Raw genomic sequence first — 17682 nt, 5'->3', positions numbered from 1 at the left:
CCCCACAGCGGAGGCATCACCCGTGAGCGAGACGATCGAGCGGCACGAATTCGGGGCGGAGGTGGGACGCCTCCTCGACCTCGTCGTGCACGCGCTCTACTCCGACCGCGAGATCTTCCTGCGCGAACTCGTCGCCAACGCCGCCGACGCCATGGACCGGCGACGGTTCGAGGCCCTGACCTCGGCGGCGAGCGCTCTGCCGCCGGACGCCAAGGTCCGCATTGCCCCCGACAAGGAGGCGCGGACCCTCACCGTATCGGATGCCGGCATCGGCATGACCAAGGAGGATCTCGCCACCAACCTCGGCACCATCGCGCGCTCCGGCACGCGGGCCTTCTCGCAGACGCTCGAATCCGCCAAGGCCGAGGATCGCCCGAGCCTGATCGGCCAATTCGGCGTCGGCTTCTACTCGGCCTTCATGGTGGCCGACCGGGTCACCGTCACCTCGCGCCGCGCCGGCAGCGACGAGGCCTGGACCTGGGCCTCGGAGGGGCAGGGCAGCTACACGCTGGAGCCCGCGACGCGGTCCGAGCCCGGCACCGACATCGTGCTCCACCTCAAGGAGGATGCCGACGAGTATCTGGAGCCCTATCGCCTCGATCACCTCGTGCGGAAATGGGCCGATTTCATCACCGTGCCGATTGCGGTCGTGCGCGACGGCAAGGATGAATCGGCCAACCAGGGCACCGCGCTTTGGCGCAAGGCGAAGTCCGAGGTCACCGAGGAGCAGTATGAGGAATTCTACCGCTCGATCGGCATGAACTTCGACAAGCCCTGGGCGACGCTGCACTGGCGCGCCGAGGGGCAGCTCGAATTCTCCGCGCTGCTGTTCATCCCGGGCTCGAAGCCGTTCCAGGCCCTCGACAACGAGCGGCAGAGCAAGGTCCGCCTGCATGTCCGCCGGATGTTCATCACGGACGAGGCCGAGTTGCTGCCGCCGTGGCTGCGCTTCGTCCAGGGTGTGGTCGATACCGAGGACCTGCCGCTCAACGTCTCCCGCGAGATGCTGCAATCGACCCCGGCGCTGGCGCGGATCCGCCGGGCTGTCACGGGCCGCGTCGTTTCCGAGCTTGCCACGCGCGCCAAGGATGCCGAGGCCTACCAGTCGTTCTGGGAGAATTTCGGCCCCGTCCTGAAGGAAGGCATCTACGAGGATTTTGAGCGCCGGGGTGAGATCGCACCGCTGCTGCGCTTCCGCTCCTCCGCGGTCGAGGGCTGGACTTCGCTGCCCGATTACGTGTCGCGCATGAAGGACGGCCAGGAGGCGATCTACTACCTCGTCGCCGACGACGCCGAGGCGCTGAAATCCTCGCCGCAGCTCGAAGGCTTCAAGGTCCGGGGCCTGGAGGTGCTGCTCCTCTCCGATCACGTCGATGCCTTCTGGCCCGATCAGCTCGGCACCTTCGAGGAGAAGCCGCTCCGCTCGATCACCAAGGGTGGGCTCGACCTCTCGAAGTTCGCGCTGGAAGGTGAGCAGCCCGAGGCGCCGGAGGGCATCGACGCTTTCGTCGCCGCCGTGAAGACGGCGCTCGGGTCTGAGGTTTCGGATGTGCGCACAACCGACCGGCTGGTCGATTCGGCGGTGGTGCTCTCGGCCGGCACCGGCGGACCCGATCTGCAGATGCAGCGGCTGATGCGCCGGGCCGGACGGGCCGGCGCCGGGCAGCCGGTTCTGGAGATCAACCCGCGCCACCCGCTGATTCGCGCGCTCGCCGCGGCGCCCGAATCGGAGGTGCCGCAGGCGGCCGGCACCCTGCTCGACCTCGCCCGCATCCAGGACGGCGACAGCCCGCGGGACCCGGCAGCCTTCGCCCGGACAGTGGCGGCAGCCCTTGCGGCCGCGCACAGCGGGTAGGCTACCCAAGACGTACCACCGGGAGGTGTGTCTTCACACACATCCCGGTGGTACGATTACCAGTCCGGTTGATCATTTGGAAAAGCTGAAGCCATAACTTCGCCACTGGCCGGGAGCATTGCCCGGTCGCTGGCGCGGGCGCGGTGGGGGCCGCAGGCGTCTGATCCGATCCCTTTCGCGCGCGGCCTGCCGCGCCTCACGGACGCTGCATGAACCCGGTCGAGGCGGAAGCGGGCACCAGACAGGCGGTCGCGGCAGCGCGGACCCGGGCGCATGCCCGGGCCTACCGCCACAGTGGCCGCGTACGCACGATGCGCCGGCTGATTCCGGTGGCGGCCGGTGGCTCGGTCGCACTTCTGCTCGCCTACCTGTTCAATCCCTTCGCGGCCAAGCTCCCGGGTGTCTCGGTCGGCCAAGTGACGCTGGCGGGGTCCAAGGTCCGCATGGAGAACCCGCGGCTTGCCGGCTTCCGCCAGGGCACCCGCGGCTACGAGGTGACGGCCGATGCCGCCTTGCAGGACGTGCGTAAGCCGAGCCTGATCGAGCTGCAGCAGATGCGCGGTCACATCGCTACCGATGATCAGGGCGGCATCGCCCGCTTGTCGGCGGCGTCGGGCCTGTTCGACACCGCCCGAGAGGCCCTCGACCTCAAGACGGACATCCGGATCTGGACCGACAAGGGCGAGGAGGCGCGGCTGCGCTCGGCGGCCGTGACCTTCAAGACCGGCGCGATCACGTCGCAGGAGCCCGTAGCGGTCACGAGCCCCCGCGCGACCGTGAACGCCGATACCCTCGACGTGGTCGAAAGCGGCAAGCGCATCTCCTTCGTCGGCAACGTCCACGTGGTCATCGTCAACGAGGATCATGGCGACAGGCCGCACGACGGTCCCGCCGAAACATCGGCCCTGCGCATCCAGACCTCGGACGCGCAGCCTTCGGACGGTTCGCGATGAGTGCTGCCCGCATTGCAGCCACTGCCCTGGCGGCCTGCCTGCTGCTCGCAGCCCCCGCCCGCGCCGAGAAGCCGGCGGCCCGGAAGGATTCGCCCTTCGGCAATATCGGCGGCAGCGGCAAAGATCCGATCAAGATCGACGCTGACCGGCTCGACGTGTTCGACCGGGAGAACAAGGCGATCTTCGCCGGCAACGTGGTGGCGGTTCAGGGCGACAGCACCATTCGGTGCTCGACGATGACGGTCTATTACAAGCGCGGAAAGGACTCGCCTGGGAAGGATGCCAAGGGCGCGGTCAAGGACGAGGGCACCGAGGCTGCAGCCCCGCGCAACCCGGCCGAGAACGGCATCCAGAAGGTCGATTGCGCCGGCCCGGTGACGGTGGTGCAGAAGGATCAGGTCGCCACCGGCGATCACGCGGTGTTCGATCAGGATGCCAAGCGCATCGTGCTCACCGGCAACGTCGTGCTGAGCCAGTGCCAGAACGTCACCCGCGGCCAGCGGCTGGTCTACGACATGAATACCGGCCGGGCCAACATGGACCCGGTGGCGGGCGGCCGGGTCTCGGCCCTGTTCGTGCCGGGCGAGAAGGCCGACGCCAAGGACGGCAAGGCGAAGGGCTGCACGCAGCCGCCGCCCAAGCCCAAGGCGCAGGTCGATTGAGCGGCGCCGTGGCGTTTCAGGCCGGTCCGCACGGGCCGGCGACCCGTGCCGGCTGGCTTGGGCGCCTGCTCGGCCGACGCGCGCGCCAGCCGGAGGGGGCCGCGCCCGAGGACGAGCCCGCATCCGACATGGGCGGCCCCGGCATCCTCAGCGTGCGCGGCCTGCGCAAGAGCTACGGCGCCCGCACCGTGGTGCATGAGGCCGGCTTAACGGTCCGCACCGGCGAGGCCGTGGGACTGCTCGGCCCGAACGGCGCTGGCAAGACCACGATCTTCTACATGATCACCGGGCTGGTGGCGGCCGATCGCGGCGACATCACCCTCGACGGCCTGCCGATCACCCATCTGCCCATGTATCAGCGGGCGCGGCTCGGCATCGGCTACCTGCCGCAGGAGGCCTCGATCTTCCGCGGCCTGAGCGTGGAGGACAACATCCGCGCCGTGCTGGAGGTGGCCGAGCCTAACCGCAAGGAGCGCGCGCGCAAGCTCGATTCCCTGCTGGAGGAGTTCGACATCGCCCGCTTGCGCAAGTCGCCCTCGATCGCGCTTTCGGGCGGCGAGCGGCGGCGCTGCGAGATCGCGCGGGCGCTCGCCTCCTCGCCGACCTTCATGCTGCTCGACGAGCCTTTTGCCGGCATCGATCCGATCGCGGTGGGCGACATCCAGGATCTGGTGAAGCACCTGAAGCAGCGCGGGATCGGCGTGCTGATCACCGATCACAATGTGCGCGAGACGCTGGGCCTGATCGACCGCGCCTACATCGCCCATTCCGGCCGCATTCTCACCGAAGGCACGCCCGAGGAGATCGTGGCCAACCCCGAGGCGCGGCGGCTGTATCTCGGCGAGGATTTCAGGCTGTGAGGGGCTGCGGCGCCGCGGGTCGGCGTCGCGTCAGGGCCAGGAACAACGCCGTCGCCACCGAGACGCATCCGGCCGTCAGCAGGAGGACGGCCTCCCGGCCGAACGTCGTCAGGACGATCGCCAGGACCGGCGGTGCGGCCGCCGTCACGAGGTTGAGTGGGAGCGCTATGCGCGAGGCGGCGCACGCATAGGCGGCGCGGTCGTAGAAGGCCAGTGGCAGGGTCGCGCGCACGACCGCCAGGACGCCGCTTCCGAGACCGTAGATCAGGATGAAGATCATCACCGCGCCCGGTGTCTCGCCGCCCGCGGCGAGCAGGAGCAGAGCCGTCACCACGAGGATCCCGGCGAACAGGCCGCTGGTCAGCCCGTCCCACCGGCCGCCGCCCAGGAAGTCGATCCCCCGCGCGCCGACCTGGACGATGCCGAGCATCGCTCCGTAGCCGACCGCGTCCGGCCGGCTCAATCCCTCGGCGACCAGCAACGCGATCAGGGTGGCGTTGAGGCCGAATGTGACGAAGGCGTTGAGGGTGAGCCCGCAGGCGATCAACCAGAACGTGCTTGAACGTGGCGGCGACTGAGGCGGCTCCGGTGCCGGCTCCGACCCGTCGGCGTATCGCGCGCGTGGCGGTATTCCCCAGCGGTACAGGGGCAGGCAGAGCACCCACATCGCCCCGGCATAGACGAGACAAGTCGCCCGCCAGCCGCCGAGACCGGTCAGGAAGGCCGTAGTCGGCCAGAACAGGCTGCTCGACAGGCCGGTGACCAGCATCAAGGCCGCAATGGCCCGCCGGGCGCCGCGCCCGGCGATCTCGTTCAGCAGGATGTTGGCCGCATTGGTCAGCGTCGCGCTGCCGGCCACGCCGAGGACGATCCAGGCCGCACAATACGACACCGATCCGGCTGCCAGGGCCAGCCCGACGAAACCCGGTCCGGCCAGCGCGCTGCCGGCGATCATTACGGTCCGCGCGCCGTACAGGACGAAGGCGCGCCCGAGGATCGGCGCCGACAGGCCCATGGTCGCGTACAGGATCGAATTGCCGGCGAACACCGCGGCTAGGTCCATCCCGAGATCCGTCGCGACCAGGGGAGCGACGACCGCGGTGAGGCCGACGCTGCCCCAGCCGATGATCTGTGCAACCGCGAGGACGATGAGGACGCGGAGGCTCGCGCGGGTTGAGCGCGGGGGCGAGAGCGACATTTGATGCGTCGATGGGCTGCTGACCGAAGACTTTCGTTCCGGCTGGTGACAGTCCGACGTCGGACCACCATCGCCCGGCTCCAAATCGGATCGTCGTATCAGCGCGCCTCACCGGTCATCGCGAGCGTAGCGAAGCGACCCAGGGCAGCGCGAGGCGACGAAGCGTGGCGCCACTGTGTTGCTTCGTTGTGCTTGCAACGACGCGGGTCCGAACCCCCGATGCCTGAGCCTCACCCCTTCCAGTTCTTCAGCGCCGCGAACGGACTGTCCGAGCCCGCGGGCTTCTCCGGGTTCAGCACCGGCTCCACCTGCGCGATCGCGTCCGTCATGGAGAAGGCCGAGCCGCTCTGAAGCCGGCCACCGGCGGCGTCGCGGTGGCCGCCGCCGCGGAACAGGCGGGCGCCGTCGAGTGCCGTGCCGTTATTCGAGCGGAACGACAGCGTGCCCATCCGCTGGACGTTGACCACGCGCGTCGCCCGGCCCGCATCCATGATCAGGTCGGAGACCCGCTGAAACGTCCCGGAATCGAGGGCGAAGGACAGGAGCGTGCCGTCCTTGAGCGGGCGGAACAGGGCGTCCGAGCGGGCCAGCGCCCGGGCCAGGCGCATGCGCGTCGTGAGCGCGGCATCGTCGTCCGGCGCCTCGCGCAGCAGCGCATCGACCACCCCGGTGCGGATCGCGGTGGCGCGCTGCTCCAGCTCGGCCGGGCTCGCCCCGGTCCGCAGGATCTCGGCCGCTGCGAGCAGGATGTCGGACACGAACCGGTCGTGCCAGGGATGCCCGACCGGCACGAAGCTCGACACCGCCTCCCAGAACATCTCGTCCAGCGCCAGGCCGCCCCGGAAGGCCGGGCTCTCCTTGCGCCAGAGGTCGAGGGCATCGATCGCACTGAGCAGGTTGGACAGGTCGGTCCCGGGCTCGTGCGTCGCGAACAGGGCCCGGTGCTCGAAGGTCATCCGCGTGGCGCAGATGTCCTCCTCGATAAGGATCGCAATCTCTGGATCGCCCATATCGACCCGATTGAGGCCCGGACGGCTCGCGTCGGCGGCCGGTTCAAGCCCGAGGCGCTGCAGCTGGTCGAGCGATGAGGCGTGGTGGTCGAGGACGACGAGGCGGTGCTTCCGGCCGTCCTCACGACGCTTGTTCATCGCGGCGAACTTCTTGAGCCCCGCGATCGTCTGCTCTTCCAGGCCGAGGTCGGTCATCAGCAGGATCTCGCTGTCGGCCGCGCGGCCGAGGCGCTTGATCTCGTCTTCGAGGACCGGGCCGACATCGCTGTAGCGCGGCACGTGGACCACGCGCTCGACCGTCGCGCAGGTGGCCGCCACCGTGGAGGCGCCGTAGCCGTCGAGGTCGTGGTGGGTGATCTGGGTCAGGCGCACGCGGAATTGTCTCACAGGGTGACGGAGCGGCCGGTCTACGACGCCGTGCGCCGGGACGCGAGGGGGCAGCAGGTCTTCCGTCCGGGGGCGTTTGATGCAGAATACGAACGGACCGTCATGAGTCGCAAAGACCGGCCGGCCCCGAGACCCCGAATGGGGCCGTCATCCGGAGGAACGCCATGGCCCTGGCCGCATCACCGCGCGTGAAGCGCATCCAGACGATTTCGCTCGCGCTGCTGGTGACGGCGGGCGTCGTCAACTACGTCGATCGCGCGACGTTGGCTGTGGCCAACCCCCTGATCCGGGAGGATCTTGGGCTTTCGATCCCCGATATGGGGCTGCTGCTCTCGGCTTTCCTGTGGGCCTACGCCTTTGCGCAGCTTCCGGCCGGCGCCCTGGCGGACCGGCTGGGGCCGCGCCTGACATTGACGCTGGGCCTGACCTGCTGGTCACTCGGCCAGATGCTGGGCGGCGCCGTGACCTCGTTCTGGCAGTTCGTCAGCGCGCGGATCGTACTCGGGATCGGCGAGGCCCCGCATTTCCCGACCTGCGCCCGGGTCTCGCGCGACTGGTTCAACATCCGCCAGCGCGGCACCGCTACGGGGATCTGGAACTGCGCCTCCTCGCTCGGCACCTTCCTGGCGCTACCGCTGCTCACCTTCCTGATGGTGAGCTTCGGCTGGCGAGCCATGTTCGTGATCATGGGGGTGACTGGGCTGGGGCTCGCCGCACTTGTCTACCTCGTGTTCCGCAACCCCCGCGAGACCCCCCTGACGCCGGCGGAGCGCGCGTTCCTAGAGGAAGGCGATGCGCCGAACGCGAGCCGTGCCGTCACCTGGAGCGCGTGGCGGCGGCTATTCGGCTTCCGGACCAGCTGGGGCATGATCGTCGGCTATTTCGGCTGCATCTACATGACGTGGCTCTACACCGCGTGGCTGCCGAGCTACCTTGAGATCGAGCGGCACTTCACCCTGCAGAAGACCGGCCTGGTCGGCTCGATCCCCTTCGCGTTCGGTGTGGCGGGCGGCATCCTGGGCGGCCGGGTCGTCGACATGCTGGTCCGCCGCGGCGTGGACCCGATCCGCAGCCGCAAGATCCCGATGGCCGCCTCCCTGGTGGCGACGGCGTTCTTCACCGTTGTGGCGGCCCTGACCCCGAGCGACACGCTTGCCATCGCCTGCATCTCGGCCTCGCTGTTCCTGGTCTACATGAGCTCGTCAGCCGCCTGGGCGATGGCCTCGGTTGCGGCACCGGCCAGCTGCACCGCCTCCCTCGGCGCGATGCAGAATTTCGGCGGCTATATCGGCGGCGCCCTGGCTCCGACCGTAACCGGCTTCATCGTCGGCGGGACCGGCCATTTCTCGTTGGCCTTCATCACCGGCGCGGTGATCGCCCTGGTGGCCGCCCTCGGATACTGGACGCTGATCCAGGAGCCGATTGCCGACGAGGCGCCGGTGGGTGGCTTCGTGGCCGGCCTGCACCCCGCGGAATAGGCCGCGCCCACAAGCCTCAAGCGCCCCTGCGCCCGGCTGCGGCGGCGCAGGGGCTGGCCGTGATCGCGGTCGGCTTCCACGCGCGTCCCGCTCCCTGCATCTGCCGCGCGGTCCGTGGCACGGTTTCCCTGCCGGGCACGGAGGCAGGGTGATCCGCGCGGCTGGCGCAGGGCTGTTATCCTTCGGGATATCCGCTCGCGCCGCATCAAAACGAAGGGCGTCGGCCTGGAGACCTTGAGATTATAAACGCTACCTAAAATTTATATTTGGCCTTTTCGCCGTGATTTTGAGGGCGAAATCAATAAACACGCCCGTGGCGTGCTAGAGCTTCGGGCATGTTGTGGTAATCGCAAGACGGGGTGCATGGCTCGGTGATGAGTTCTGACTGGAGGCGGGTCCGATGCCCGGCCTGTACAACGATCACGTGACTCGTTTGCGGGATGACTTGGAGTCCAGCTTCCGTGAGGATCTCGAGGACGCGGTCATCGATACGAGCCGTTGGCCGGACCTGATCGAGCGGGCGAGCCGCTATTCCGGCAGTGAGGGGGCACTCCTCCTGCGGACGGATCGGACGGGCCTCGATGCGCTGTGTACGCCATCGCTGGCCGACGCGGCGCGGCGATACTTCGATGAGGGTTGGCACAAGGAGGACCACCGCCTGCGCGGCCTGCCGGCGCTGCGCGCACGCGGCGTCACGGTGGATCTCGATTTCACCTCGCCGGATGAGATCGCGCGGCTGCCCTATTATCAGGATCTGCTCGCCTCCCGTAACCTGCGGTGGTTTGCGGGCGTCGGCTTCGAGGTGAAGGGCCGGCTCTGGTGTCTCTCGCTGCAGCGGACGGTGGCGCAGGGACCCTATGAGGCGCACGAACAGGAGCGTCTGGCGACCTTGTCACCGCTTCTCCGGCGGGCGGCCTTGCTCACCACCCTGGTCGAGAAGGCGCGGATGGCCGGGCTGACCCAGGCGTTCGACGTGATCGAGCGCGCGGCCTTGATCCTCGATTCCGAGGGTCGGGCGATCTGCTGGAACCCGGCCTTCGCGGCCCTGCTGAGTCCGGACTTGAAGCTCGTGGGCGGTCGTCTCGTCGCCGAGGATCCGGAGGCGGCGCGACAGCTTGAGGCCTTGGCACGCCCATCCGGCCGGGCCCCGCTCTCGGCCGTGGTGGTGGCACGGCGGGACGCAGCCCCCCTCGCGATCCATGTCGTCCCCCTGGTCGGACCGAGCCGCGGCCTCTTCGCAGGCGGATGCACGCTGCTCCTGTGCCGCGTAGTGGGGACGACGCCCGTGCCGGCTGCGGCGCTTCTCCAGGCCGCCTACAGGCTGACGCCCGCGGAGACGCGCCTCGCCCAGGCCCTGTCGGGCGGCGCGTCGCTCGCCGAGGCAGCCGCCCGGTTCGCCATCACCGCCGCGACGGCGCGGTCACAGTTGAAGGCAATCTTCGCCAAGACCGGCGCGACCCGCCAGTCGGACCTGGTCCGACTCGTGGCTGGGCTGGTGCGCTGAAGGCCGCGGCCGCGGGGGCCTGCGTATCCGCCCCGCATTCGCGGACGGAACGGCCCGGCTCGCTTAGCCGTTTGGACGGGGACGATAGGAGAAATATCGATGACCAAGCGGATCGCACTGATTTCTGCCCTCGCCATCGGCGCCATCCTTGCCGGCGCGCCGGCCGAGGCGAAGGGTTGTCTCAAGGGGGCTGTGGTCGGCGGTGTCGCCGGGCACATGGCCGGCCACGGCAAGATGGGGGCCGCCGCGGGCTGCGCCGTCGGCCACCACAACGCCAACAAGAAGGCCAAGCAGGGCTGACACGGCTTCGACGCAGCTCTCCGGCGCGGTCGCCCTCGGGCGAGCCCGGAATGCGTTTTGCACCTGTTCGAAGCCGGGTCCTCGACAGGGATCCGGCTTCCTTGCATCTGGCGCCGTGCTGGTGACGCTTGGGCTTGAGCCGCGCTTTCCGCCGAACCGGTGTCCCCTTCGGCGGAAAGCGCCTCGGCGATCAACGGCGGCGTCGGCGCATGTCTCGATCGGATACCGCATGATGGACACGATACGGGCGGCCACGGAGGTCGACCTCCCGGCTATCACCGCGATCTACGGCGACGCCGTCAGCACCAGCACGGTCAGCTTCGAGACGGACCCGCCCGGACTGGACGAAATGACCCGGCGCTTCGCTCGCCTGCGCGGCGACGGCTTCCCGTATCTCGTGGCCGTTCGCGACGGGACGGTGATCGGCTACGCCTATGCCGGCCCCTACCACCAGCGCGCAGCCTATCGCTCGACACTCGAGGACTCGATCTACGTGGCGCAGGCGGCCCGGGGCGGCGGCATCGGCCGTCGCCTTCTCGAGGGCCTCATCGCCGAAAGCGAGCGGATCGATTGCCGGACGATGGTCGCGATCATCGCCGAGAGCGGCTCGCCCGCTTCCGCCGCGCTGCATGCCCGGCTCGGCTTCCGCCCCGTCGGCACCCTGGCGGCAGTCGGGTACAAGCACGGGCGCTGGCTCGACGTCACCCTGATGCAACGCCCGCTCGGGCCCGCCAGCGCCACGCCGCCCACGCGCACGTGAGGCGTGCCGGACCGGCATGCGCCATCAGCTCTCGGTAGCCCTGTCATGATGCGGACAACTTCGCGCGGGAGAGGGCGGGTAGGAAGCGCGTGCCACTGAGGGCTCGGCCCGGTGCGAGCGCGATGACGGGCGGGGAGGGGTCTCTCTCGCGCGAGCGGTCCGGCCCCACCACGGCCCGCGCGTATTAGGAGTTCGGGTATGCGGTTTTCATCGTTCGGTCGCCGGATGGCGCCGCTCGCGATCCTGGCACTCTCGGCGCTGGCCAGCTCGGCGCAGGCGGCGACGCCGGCTGATCCGAGCGGCACGTATCTCACTGAGGACGGCCGGGCCCGCGTGCGTTTGGAGAAGTGCGGCACGGCGGGCGACCGCCTGTGCGGCTATGTGGTCTGGCTGAAGGTCCCGCTCAACGACAAGGGCGAGCCGCGGATCGACTTCAAGAACCCTGATCCGAAGAAGCAGGCGCGCCCCTCCCTGGGCCATCAGCTGATCATGGGCCTGAAGCCGAATGCCGACGCCCATTACGAGGGCAAGATCTACAATTCCGAGGATGGCAAATCGTACGACGTCACCATCTGGACGGATGCGCCGGGCGAATTGACCGTCCGCGGCTGCCTGATCGCGTTCCTGTGCAAGTCGCAGACCTGGAACAAGGTGACCGATCTCGCCCCGGGTCAGCTCGCCGGGCCGACCAATGCTCCGAACGGCCCGCGCAGCGATCCGGAATTCGCTGGTTCCGCCACCGGCCCGAGGCCGACCGCGAAAGCGGCGCCGAAGCCGGCCGCGAAGCCTGCGACCGCAGCGCCCGCTCAGGAGTGAGCGGCGCCTACGCTGCCAGGGCCGCGTAGGTCAGCACGCGCAGCTCCCGCCGGATCGGCAGCGCCGAGGACGGCACGAGCTGCGTCATCAGCACCACGGACAGATCCTCAGCGGGGTCGATCCAGAACGCCGTGGAGGCGAGGCCGCCCCAGGCGACCTCGCCGGGGCTGCCGAGGATCTGGGCCCGGGCCGGGTCGAGCATCACCGAGAAGCCCAGGCCGAAGCCGATCCCCGTATAGGAGGTCTCGGCGAAGCGCGGCGTGCCCATGGCGGCGAGATCGCCCGGCAGGTGATTGGCCAGCATCAGCTCGACCGTCTTTCGGCCGAGCAGCCGCGTGCCGTCGAGGGTTCCGCGGTTGAGGATCATGCGACAGAAGCGCTGGTAGTCGGCGGCCGTCGAGACCAAGCCGCCCCCCCCCGAGGCGATGGCGGGCGGCTGCGCGAAGGCCGTTTCGACGGAATCGTCGAACAGGCGCAGCCGGCGCTCGCGGTCATACGCGTAGGTGGCGCAGAAGCGCGGCATCAGCGCGGGCCGGACGTGGAAGTCGGTATCGACCATGCCCAGCGGCCCGATCACGCAGTCCCGCAGATAATCCGCGAAGGGCCGGCCGCTGACGGCCGCCACGTACTGGCCGAGCACGTCGGTCGCGACGCTGTAGTTCCAGGCGCTGCCGGGCTGGGCCAGGAGCGGCAGCTTCGCCACCCGGGCGGTCATCCCGGCGAGCGTGCCCTCCCGCGCCAGGAAATCGATCCCGTGCTCGCGGTACTGCGCGTCGACCAGCGTCGCCTCCATGAACCCGTAGGTTAGGCCGGCGGTATGGGTGAGGAGGTCGCGCACGGTGATCGGCCGGCGCGCCGGTTCGGTCTCGATCTTCGCTCGGTTGCCGCCCACCGCGACGCGCATCTCGGAGAAGTCCGGCAGCACCCGCGCGATCGGGTCGTCGAGCTGGAACAGGCCCTGCTCGTAGAGCTGGAGGACCGCCGTCGAGGTGAGCGGCTTGGTCATCGAGTAGATGCGCGTCACCGTGTCGAGGGTAAACGGCGTCCCCTTGGCGAGGTCGGCCTGACCGCAGGCGCGCGCGAAGGCGATATGGCCCCGGCGCGCCACCGTGACCGAAAGGCCGGCGAGTTTCCCATCCGCCACGAGGCGGTCCATCCACGGTTCGATCCGGGCGAGCTGCGCCGGATCGAATCCCGCAGCCTTCGGATCGGTGTCGGTCAGCGCGCCCATGCCGTCTCCAGAAGTCGCCCCAAGACCCGTTGGTCCGGAACCGTAAGGGGAGGGGCGGAGAAAATCACCAGCCCATCGTGCCCGGACCGCCTTTGAAGGGGCCGACGATGCCCGGCGTGATCCAGCCGCCGTAGAAGGTGCCCGGCTGCGGTGTGACCCGATCCGGTCCGACGAAGCAGGCCTCCATCGGCCCCGCGTAGACAGCGACGTAATCCGCGATCGCCCGGAAATCCGGCGTCGGATCGGGATAGGCCCAGGCGGCCGCCGGGATGGTCCGGTCGCCGTCCCGGACGTCGAACAGCACAGCCTGACCCTTCCACTCGCAGATGCCGCCGCGCCGCGGGTTGGCGAGGACGCCCGCCGCGAGGGCGCCGGGCGGCAGGTAGTAGGTCGGCGGATGGGATGTCTCCAGCACCCGGAAGCCGGCCTCCGTCTCGGCGATCACAGCGCCGCCCAGCACCACGCGCAGCCGCTGGCGCACCGGCTCCAGCCGCGGTGGACGGGGGTAATCCCAGACGCTCTCCTCCCCCGGCCCGACCGGATCCGGTGTGGGGCGACCCTGTAGCCATGTCATGCGGATCTCCGTGCGAGGCGCCGAGCGCTCGATATAGGGCGGCGCAGAAGCCTTATCGGTGCCCCGCCCCGGTTCCGCTTTCCGGGACGATGCGGTAGCCCGGGGGCGAGATACGAGCCCAGGACTGCTGCGATGGACATCGCCCTCTTCCTCGACTTCGACGGCACGCTTGCCGAGATCGCGCCGCGGCCGGACGCGGTGGTGGTCGAACCCGGCCTCGTGGAAACCCTGGAGCGGTTGCGCGGGCGCCTCGGCGGCGCCCTGGCGATCGTCACCGGTCGTCCCGTCTCGGTGATCGACGGCTTCCTGGAGCCCTCTCGCCTCGATGCGGCCGGGCTACACGGCGTCGAGCGGCGGCTCGCCGGCGTGCTCAGCGGCGGCCGCGCCGAGGACCACCCGAACCTGCGCCGGCAGGTCGCGCGGCTCCACGCCGAGAGCGCGGCGCTGCCGCACGTGCTGATCGAGGACAAGGGCGCGTCGGTGGCGGTGCACTGGCGGCTTGCCAGCGCCGAGGATGCCAGCCGGGCGGAAACGCTGGTGAAGGCCGTAGCTGAGGCCCTTGGCGCAGAGTACCGGCTGCAACTCGGTAAGGCGGTCGGCGAGATCGTCCCGGCCCAGGCCACCAAGGCCCACGCGATCCGCGCCTTCATGGAGGAGGCGCCCTATCGCGGGCGCATCCCGGTCTTCTTCGGGGATGACCGCACGGACGAGATCGCCTTCTCGTCGGTCAACGCGGATGGCGGGATCGCGGTGCGGGTCGGCGACGGCGAGACCGTCGCGAAGCGTCGCCTGCCTGATCCCGCCGCCGTCCGTGCCCTGTTGCGAGGCTGGGCCGAAGGGGATGTTATCGATCCGGCGGCCCTGCCGCCGGCCTGACTCGATCATTCCAAGGGGGGGGCTTATGTCCGACGGAATCGTGGGCGGCGCGCCACGGGTGTTCCTGCGGATCGAGGGCGCGGCCCTGCTCGCCTGTGCGACGGCGGCTTATGCCTGGTTCGGGCAGCCCTGGTGGGTCTTCGCCGTCCTCCTGCTCGCCCCCGATCTCAGCGTCCTGGGCTACATCGCGGGACCCGGCGCCGGCGCCATCCTGTACAACGCCCTCCACACGGTGACGCCACCGCTGATCGGCCTGAGCGCGGCGATCATTCTCGGTCAGCCCTGGCTGGTCGGGCTGGCGCTGATCTGGCTCGCCCATATCGGCCTCGATCGGATGCTCGGCTACGGCCTCAAGTACGGCAGCGGCTTCGGCAATACGCATCTTGGTGTGATCGGCCGAGGTGCGCGCACGTGATTACCCCCCGATTGCGCGCGACTGGTCCTGGGGGGCTTGCTCATCCAGCATCGCAGGACGATGGAATGTCCCGGTCCAGCTAGCAGAGGCACCTCGCGATGTTCGAGTTTCCGGTCCTGGTCGGCGACATCGGTGGTACGAATGCGCGCTTCGGCTTGATCGAGGCACAGGGCGCAATGCCCCGGCTCCTCTCGCACGAGGCCACCGCGGATCACCCCGATCCATCGAGCGCCATCAAGGCGTCGCTCGCCAAGGGCCGCGATGTGAAACCGCCGCGCTCGGCCATCCTGGCGATCGCCGGCCGGATCGATGGGCCGGAGGTCCGGCTCACGAACGCCCATTGGAAGATCGCCGGCCAGCGCATCGCCGAGGATTTCGGCCTGTCCTCCGCTGTGGTGGTGAATGACTACGTGCCGGTGGCGGCCGGCGCCGCCGGCATCGAACCGCACGACCTTACGCCGGTCGGCCCCTGCCCGCCGGTTCCGGGGGGCGCCCGTGTCGTGCTCGGGCCGGGCACCGGCTTCGGCGCCGCTGCCCTGGTGCCGTACGCCGCGCATCTCGCGATCGTGTCCACCGAGGCCGGCCACACCGATTTCGGTCCGGCCGACGCGTTCGAGGAGCAGGTCTGGCACGCGCTGGAGCGGGTCGAGGACCGGATCACCGTGGAGGCGGTTCTGTCCGGTCCTGGGCTCTCGCGGCTGCACGCGGCCGTGGCCCATGTCCGCACCGGCAAGCCGCACGAGAAGATCGATCCCGCGGCCGTGACCGAGGCTGGCCTCACGGCGTCCGATCCCCATGCGGCCGAGACGCTGGACCTGTTCGGCCGGCTGCTCGGCCGCGTCTGCGGCGACCTCGCGCTCACCTTCCTGGCAACCAGCGGCGTCTATATCGGCGGCGGCATCGCCCCACGGATCGTCAAGGTGCTGCAGGAGAGCGGGTTTCGCGAGGCCTTCGAGCGCAAGGCGCCCTTCGCCGCCATGATGCGCCAGATCCCGACCAGCGTGATCACCGTCCACGACCCCGCCTTCCAGGGCCTCGCGGCCCTCGCCAACGAGGGACGAAAGTTCGTCTATCACGGGCAGGTGTGGCGGAAGGCGGAGTGACGGTCCGCTCCACCGGCGTTCAGGGTGGAGCGGACTGGGCCAACGCTTGGTTTTCGGACGTGGCGCTGCCGGGGTGTTTCGCATCGCACGGAGACGAATGCGGCCGCGCCGGAGTTACGCCGCGGCCAGCGGTTGCGACACCTCCTCCAGCGACTTGCCCTCCGCGGCCGTGCCCCAGATGCCGCCGACGACGGCCGCGACCAGCATCAGCACCGCGCCGAGACCGTAGCCGAACAGCACCCAATCCCGGGAGCCGGTCTCGACCAGGGTGCCGAACAGGAGTGGGCCAGAGACGCCGCCAATCCCCGTGCCGACCGCGTAGAACGCCGCGATGGCAAGCGCCCGGATCTCCAGCGGGAAGGTCTCCGAGACGGTGAGATAGGCCGAACTCGCCGCCGCCGAGGCGAAGAAGAACACCACCATCCAGGCCCCGGTCTGGCCGACCGGCCCGAGCACGTCGAGGCGGAACAGAAGACCGACGCCGGCCAGCAGAAGGGCCGAGATACCGTACGTGAAGGCGATCATCACCCGCCGGCCGATCGTGTCGAACAGGCGTCCGAGGAGCAGCGGGCCCAGGAACGAGCCCAACGCGAAGGGCAGTAGATACCAGCCGACGCTGTTTCCCGGCACAGCGTAGAACTGCTCCAGTACCAGCGCGTAGGTGAAGAACAGGGCGTTGTAGAAGAAGGCCTGCGCGATCATGAGCGCGAGACCGACCATGGTGGCCTTCCGGCTCGTCACGAACAGCGCCTTGAACACCTCCGACAGCGGAGTGTGGTCGCGGGTGCGAACCTTCATGCGCTTGCTCTCGTCCACCGGCGGCAGGGTGACGCCCGCGTCGGTGAAGCGCTTCTCGATCCCGGTGACGACGCGGTCGGCCTCCGCCGCGTAGCCATGGGTGGCGAGCCAGCGCGGGCTCTCGGGGATCCAGGTCCGCAGGAGCAGGATCACGAGGCCGATGGCGCCGCCGGTGAAGAAGGCGACGCGCCAGCCCCAGGCCGGATCGATCACCTCGGGTTTCAGCAGCACGATCGACATGAACGAGCCGAGCGCTGCGCCGATCCAGAACGAGCCGTTGATGACGAGGTTGGTCCAGCCGCGAACCCGGGCCGGGACCAGCTCCTGGATGGTCGAGTTGATCGCCGTGTACTCGCCGCCGATTCCCGCGCCCGTGAGGAAGCGAAAGAGGCAGAAGCTCCAGATGCTCCACGACAGGCCGGTCGCCGCCGTGGCGACGAGGTAGAGGGCCAGTGTGATGAAGAACAGCTTCTTGCGACCGATCCGGTCGGTGAGCCAGCCGAAGCCGAGCGCCCCGGTGACCGCGCCCACGAGGTAGCAGGAGGCGGCGAGCCCGACGTCGAACTCGGAGAACGACATCGGCGGTTTGCGCAGGGCGCCCACCAGGGAGCCGGCCAGCGTCACCTCCAGGCCGTCGAGCACCCAGGTGATGCCCAGCGCCACGATGACGAGGACATGGAATCGGCCCCAGGGCAACCGGTCGAGGCGCGCCGCAATGTCGGTGTCGATGACGCGGCCGATCTCCGCCCGCTCCGGCGTCCCGGCACTCCCCTCGACCCTGCTCGTCATTCCCGCATCTCCTCCCCAGCTACCGTTTACTATGCCTGAACAGCGGGCATTTACCGCGACTCCAGGCAAGTGTTGGCAACGACCTGGGAAACGATTCGGTTCGATCTGGCCTT

The 17682-nt window shown here is 69.4% G+C and carries 17 protein-coding genes; 12 read left to right on the top strand and 5 right to left on the bottom strand.

Annotation, left to right across the window (positions count from 1 at the left end):
• Positions 1 to 22 precede the first annotated feature (22 nt).
• From htpG to lptB, 4 genes are all read left to right on the top strand, one after another.
• Positions 23 to 1855, top strand: a complete 1833-nt coding sequence (htpG, locus tag BLQ49_RS00570) for a molecular chaperone HtpG (RefSeq protein WP_091712447.1) — start codon at positions 23 to 25, stop codon at positions 1853 to 1855.
• 209 nt (positions 1856 to 2064) lie between these two features.
• Entirely contained in the window at positions 2065 to 2808 is a 744-nt protein-coding gene (gene lptC, locus BLQ49_RS00565) for an LPS export ABC transporter periplasmic protein LptC (protein ID WP_091712445.1), read from the top strand.
• Positions 2805 to 3470 carry an LptA/OstA family protein gene (locus tag BLQ49_RS00560; RefSeq protein ID WP_091712443.1) on the top strand — a complete coding sequence of 222 codons (666 nt, stop codon included), beginning with the start codon at positions 2805 to 2807 and terminating at the stop codon, positions 3468 to 3470. The genes lptC and BLQ49_RS00560 overlap by 4 nt, the downstream gene beginning before the upstream one ends.
• A gap of 8 nt (positions 3471 to 3478) precedes the next feature.
• A complete protein-coding gene (lptB, locus tag BLQ49_RS00555; RefSeq protein WP_244507375.1) occupies positions 3479 to 4330 on the top strand; it encodes an LPS export ABC transporter ATP-binding protein in 852 nt (283 codons plus the stop codon).
• On the opposite strand, the gene BLQ49_RS00550 is transcribed toward lptB, so the two are convergent.
• Both BLQ49_RS00550 and BLQ49_RS00545 read right to left on the bottom strand, forming a co-directional pair.
• Positions 4320 to 5528 carry an MFS transporter gene (locus BLQ49_RS00550; protein ID WP_091712439.1) on the bottom strand — a complete coding sequence of 403 codons (1209 nt, stop codon included), beginning with the start codon at positions 5526 to 5528 and terminating at the stop codon, positions 4320 to 4322. The genes lptB and BLQ49_RS00550 overlap by 11 nt on opposite strands.
• Positions 5529 to 5758: 230 nt before the next feature.
• Positions 5759 to 6910 (bottom strand): dimethylmenaquinone methyltransferase, encoded by a 1152-nt coding sequence (locus BLQ49_RS00545; RefSeq protein WP_091712437.1) that lies wholly within the window; start codon positions 6908 to 6910, stop codon positions 5759 to 5761.
• A 179-nt stretch (positions 6911 to 7089) separates the two neighbouring features.
• Between BLQ49_RS00545 and BLQ49_RS00540 the strand changes: the two genes are divergently transcribed.
• The 5 genes from BLQ49_RS00540 (at position 7090) to BLQ49_RS00520 (ending at position 11783) form a co-directional block, all read left to right on the top strand.
• Positions 7090 to 8403: an MFS transporter gene (locus BLQ49_RS00540; protein ID WP_091712435.1), complete on the top strand. Its 1314-nt coding sequence runs from the start codon at positions 7090 to 7092 to the stop codon at positions 8401 to 8403.
• Positions 8404 to 8803: 400 nt separating this feature from the next.
• Positions 8804 to 9907, top strand: a complete 1104-nt coding sequence (locus BLQ49_RS00535; RefSeq protein WP_091712433.1) for a helix-turn-helix transcriptional regulator — start codon at positions 8804 to 8806, stop codon at positions 9905 to 9907.
• A 99-nt stretch (positions 9908 to 10006) separates the two neighbouring features.
• On the top strand, positions 10007 to 10207 hold the full coding sequence (locus tag BLQ49_RS00530; RefSeq protein ID WP_091712431.1) for a hypothetical protein: 201 nt from the start codon (positions 10007 to 10009) through the stop codon (positions 10205 to 10207).
• A gap of 229 nt (positions 10208 to 10436) precedes the next feature.
• A complete protein-coding gene (locus tag BLQ49_RS00525; RefSeq protein WP_091712429.1) occupies positions 10437 to 10967 on the top strand; it encodes a GNAT family N-acetyltransferase in 531 nt (176 codons plus the stop codon).
• A 198-nt stretch (positions 10968 to 11165) separates the two neighbouring features.
• On the top strand, positions 11166 to 11783 hold the full coding sequence (locus tag BLQ49_RS00520) for a DUF2147 domain-containing protein (protein ID WP_091712428.1): 618 nt from the start codon (positions 11166 to 11168) through the stop codon (positions 11781 to 11783).
• A gap of 7 nt (positions 11784 to 11790) precedes the next feature.
• Here BLQ49_RS00520 and BLQ49_RS00515 read toward each other — a convergent pair whose 3' ends face one another.
• Both BLQ49_RS00515 and BLQ49_RS00510 read right to left on the bottom strand, forming a co-directional pair.
• A complete protein-coding gene (locus BLQ49_RS00515; protein ID WP_091712426.1) occupies positions 11791 to 13014 on the bottom strand; it encodes a serine hydrolase domain-containing protein in 1224 nt (407 codons plus the stop codon).
• A gap of 64 nt (positions 13015 to 13078) precedes the next feature.
• Positions 13079 to 13588 (bottom strand): DUF427 domain-containing protein, encoded by a 510-nt coding sequence (locus BLQ49_RS00510; RefSeq protein ID WP_091712424.1) that lies wholly within the window; start codon positions 13586 to 13588, stop codon positions 13079 to 13081.
• Positions 13589 to 13720: 132 nt separating this feature from the next.
• Here BLQ49_RS00510 and otsB point away from each other — a divergent pair, with 132 nt between their 5' ends.
• From otsB to BLQ49_RS00495, 3 genes are all read left to right on the top strand, one after another.
• Positions 13721 to 14464 carry a trehalose-phosphatase gene (otsB, locus tag BLQ49_RS00505; RefSeq protein WP_091712422.1) on the top strand — a complete coding sequence of 248 codons (744 nt, stop codon included), beginning with the start codon at positions 13721 to 13723 and terminating at the stop codon, positions 14462 to 14464.
• Between the two features lie 25 nt (positions 14465 to 14489).
• The gene (locus BLQ49_RS00500) at positions 14490 to 14879 is read left to right on the top strand and encodes a DUF4260 domain-containing protein (protein ID WP_091712421.1); all 390 of its coding nucleotides are present in this window, start codon (positions 14490 to 14492) and stop codon (positions 14877 to 14879) included.
• 98 nt (positions 14880 to 14977) lie between these two features.
• Positions 14978 to 15982: a glucokinase gene (locus BLQ49_RS00495; protein WP_091712419.1), complete on the top strand. Its 1005-nt coding sequence runs from the start codon at positions 14978 to 14980 to the stop codon at positions 15980 to 15982.
• A 114-nt stretch (positions 15983 to 16096) separates the two neighbouring features.
• Here the strand turns inward: BLQ49_RS00495 and BLQ49_RS00490 are convergent, their stop codons facing one another.
• The gene (locus BLQ49_RS00490) at positions 16097 to 17569 is read right to left on the bottom strand and encodes an MFS transporter (RefSeq protein WP_091712417.1); all 1473 of its coding nucleotides are present in this window, start codon (positions 17567 to 17569) and stop codon (positions 16097 to 16099) included.
• Positions 17570 to 17682: the final 113 nt, after the last annotated feature.

Source organism: Methylobacterium phyllostachyos (assembly GCF_900103445.1).
GTDB classification, from domain to species: domain Bacteria; phylum Pseudomonadota; class Alphaproteobacteria; order Rhizobiales; family Beijerinckiaceae; genus Methylobacterium; species Methylobacterium phyllostachyos.
Note: the sequence above shows the minus strand (reverse complement) of the source record. Positions and strands in the feature narration are given on the sequence as shown.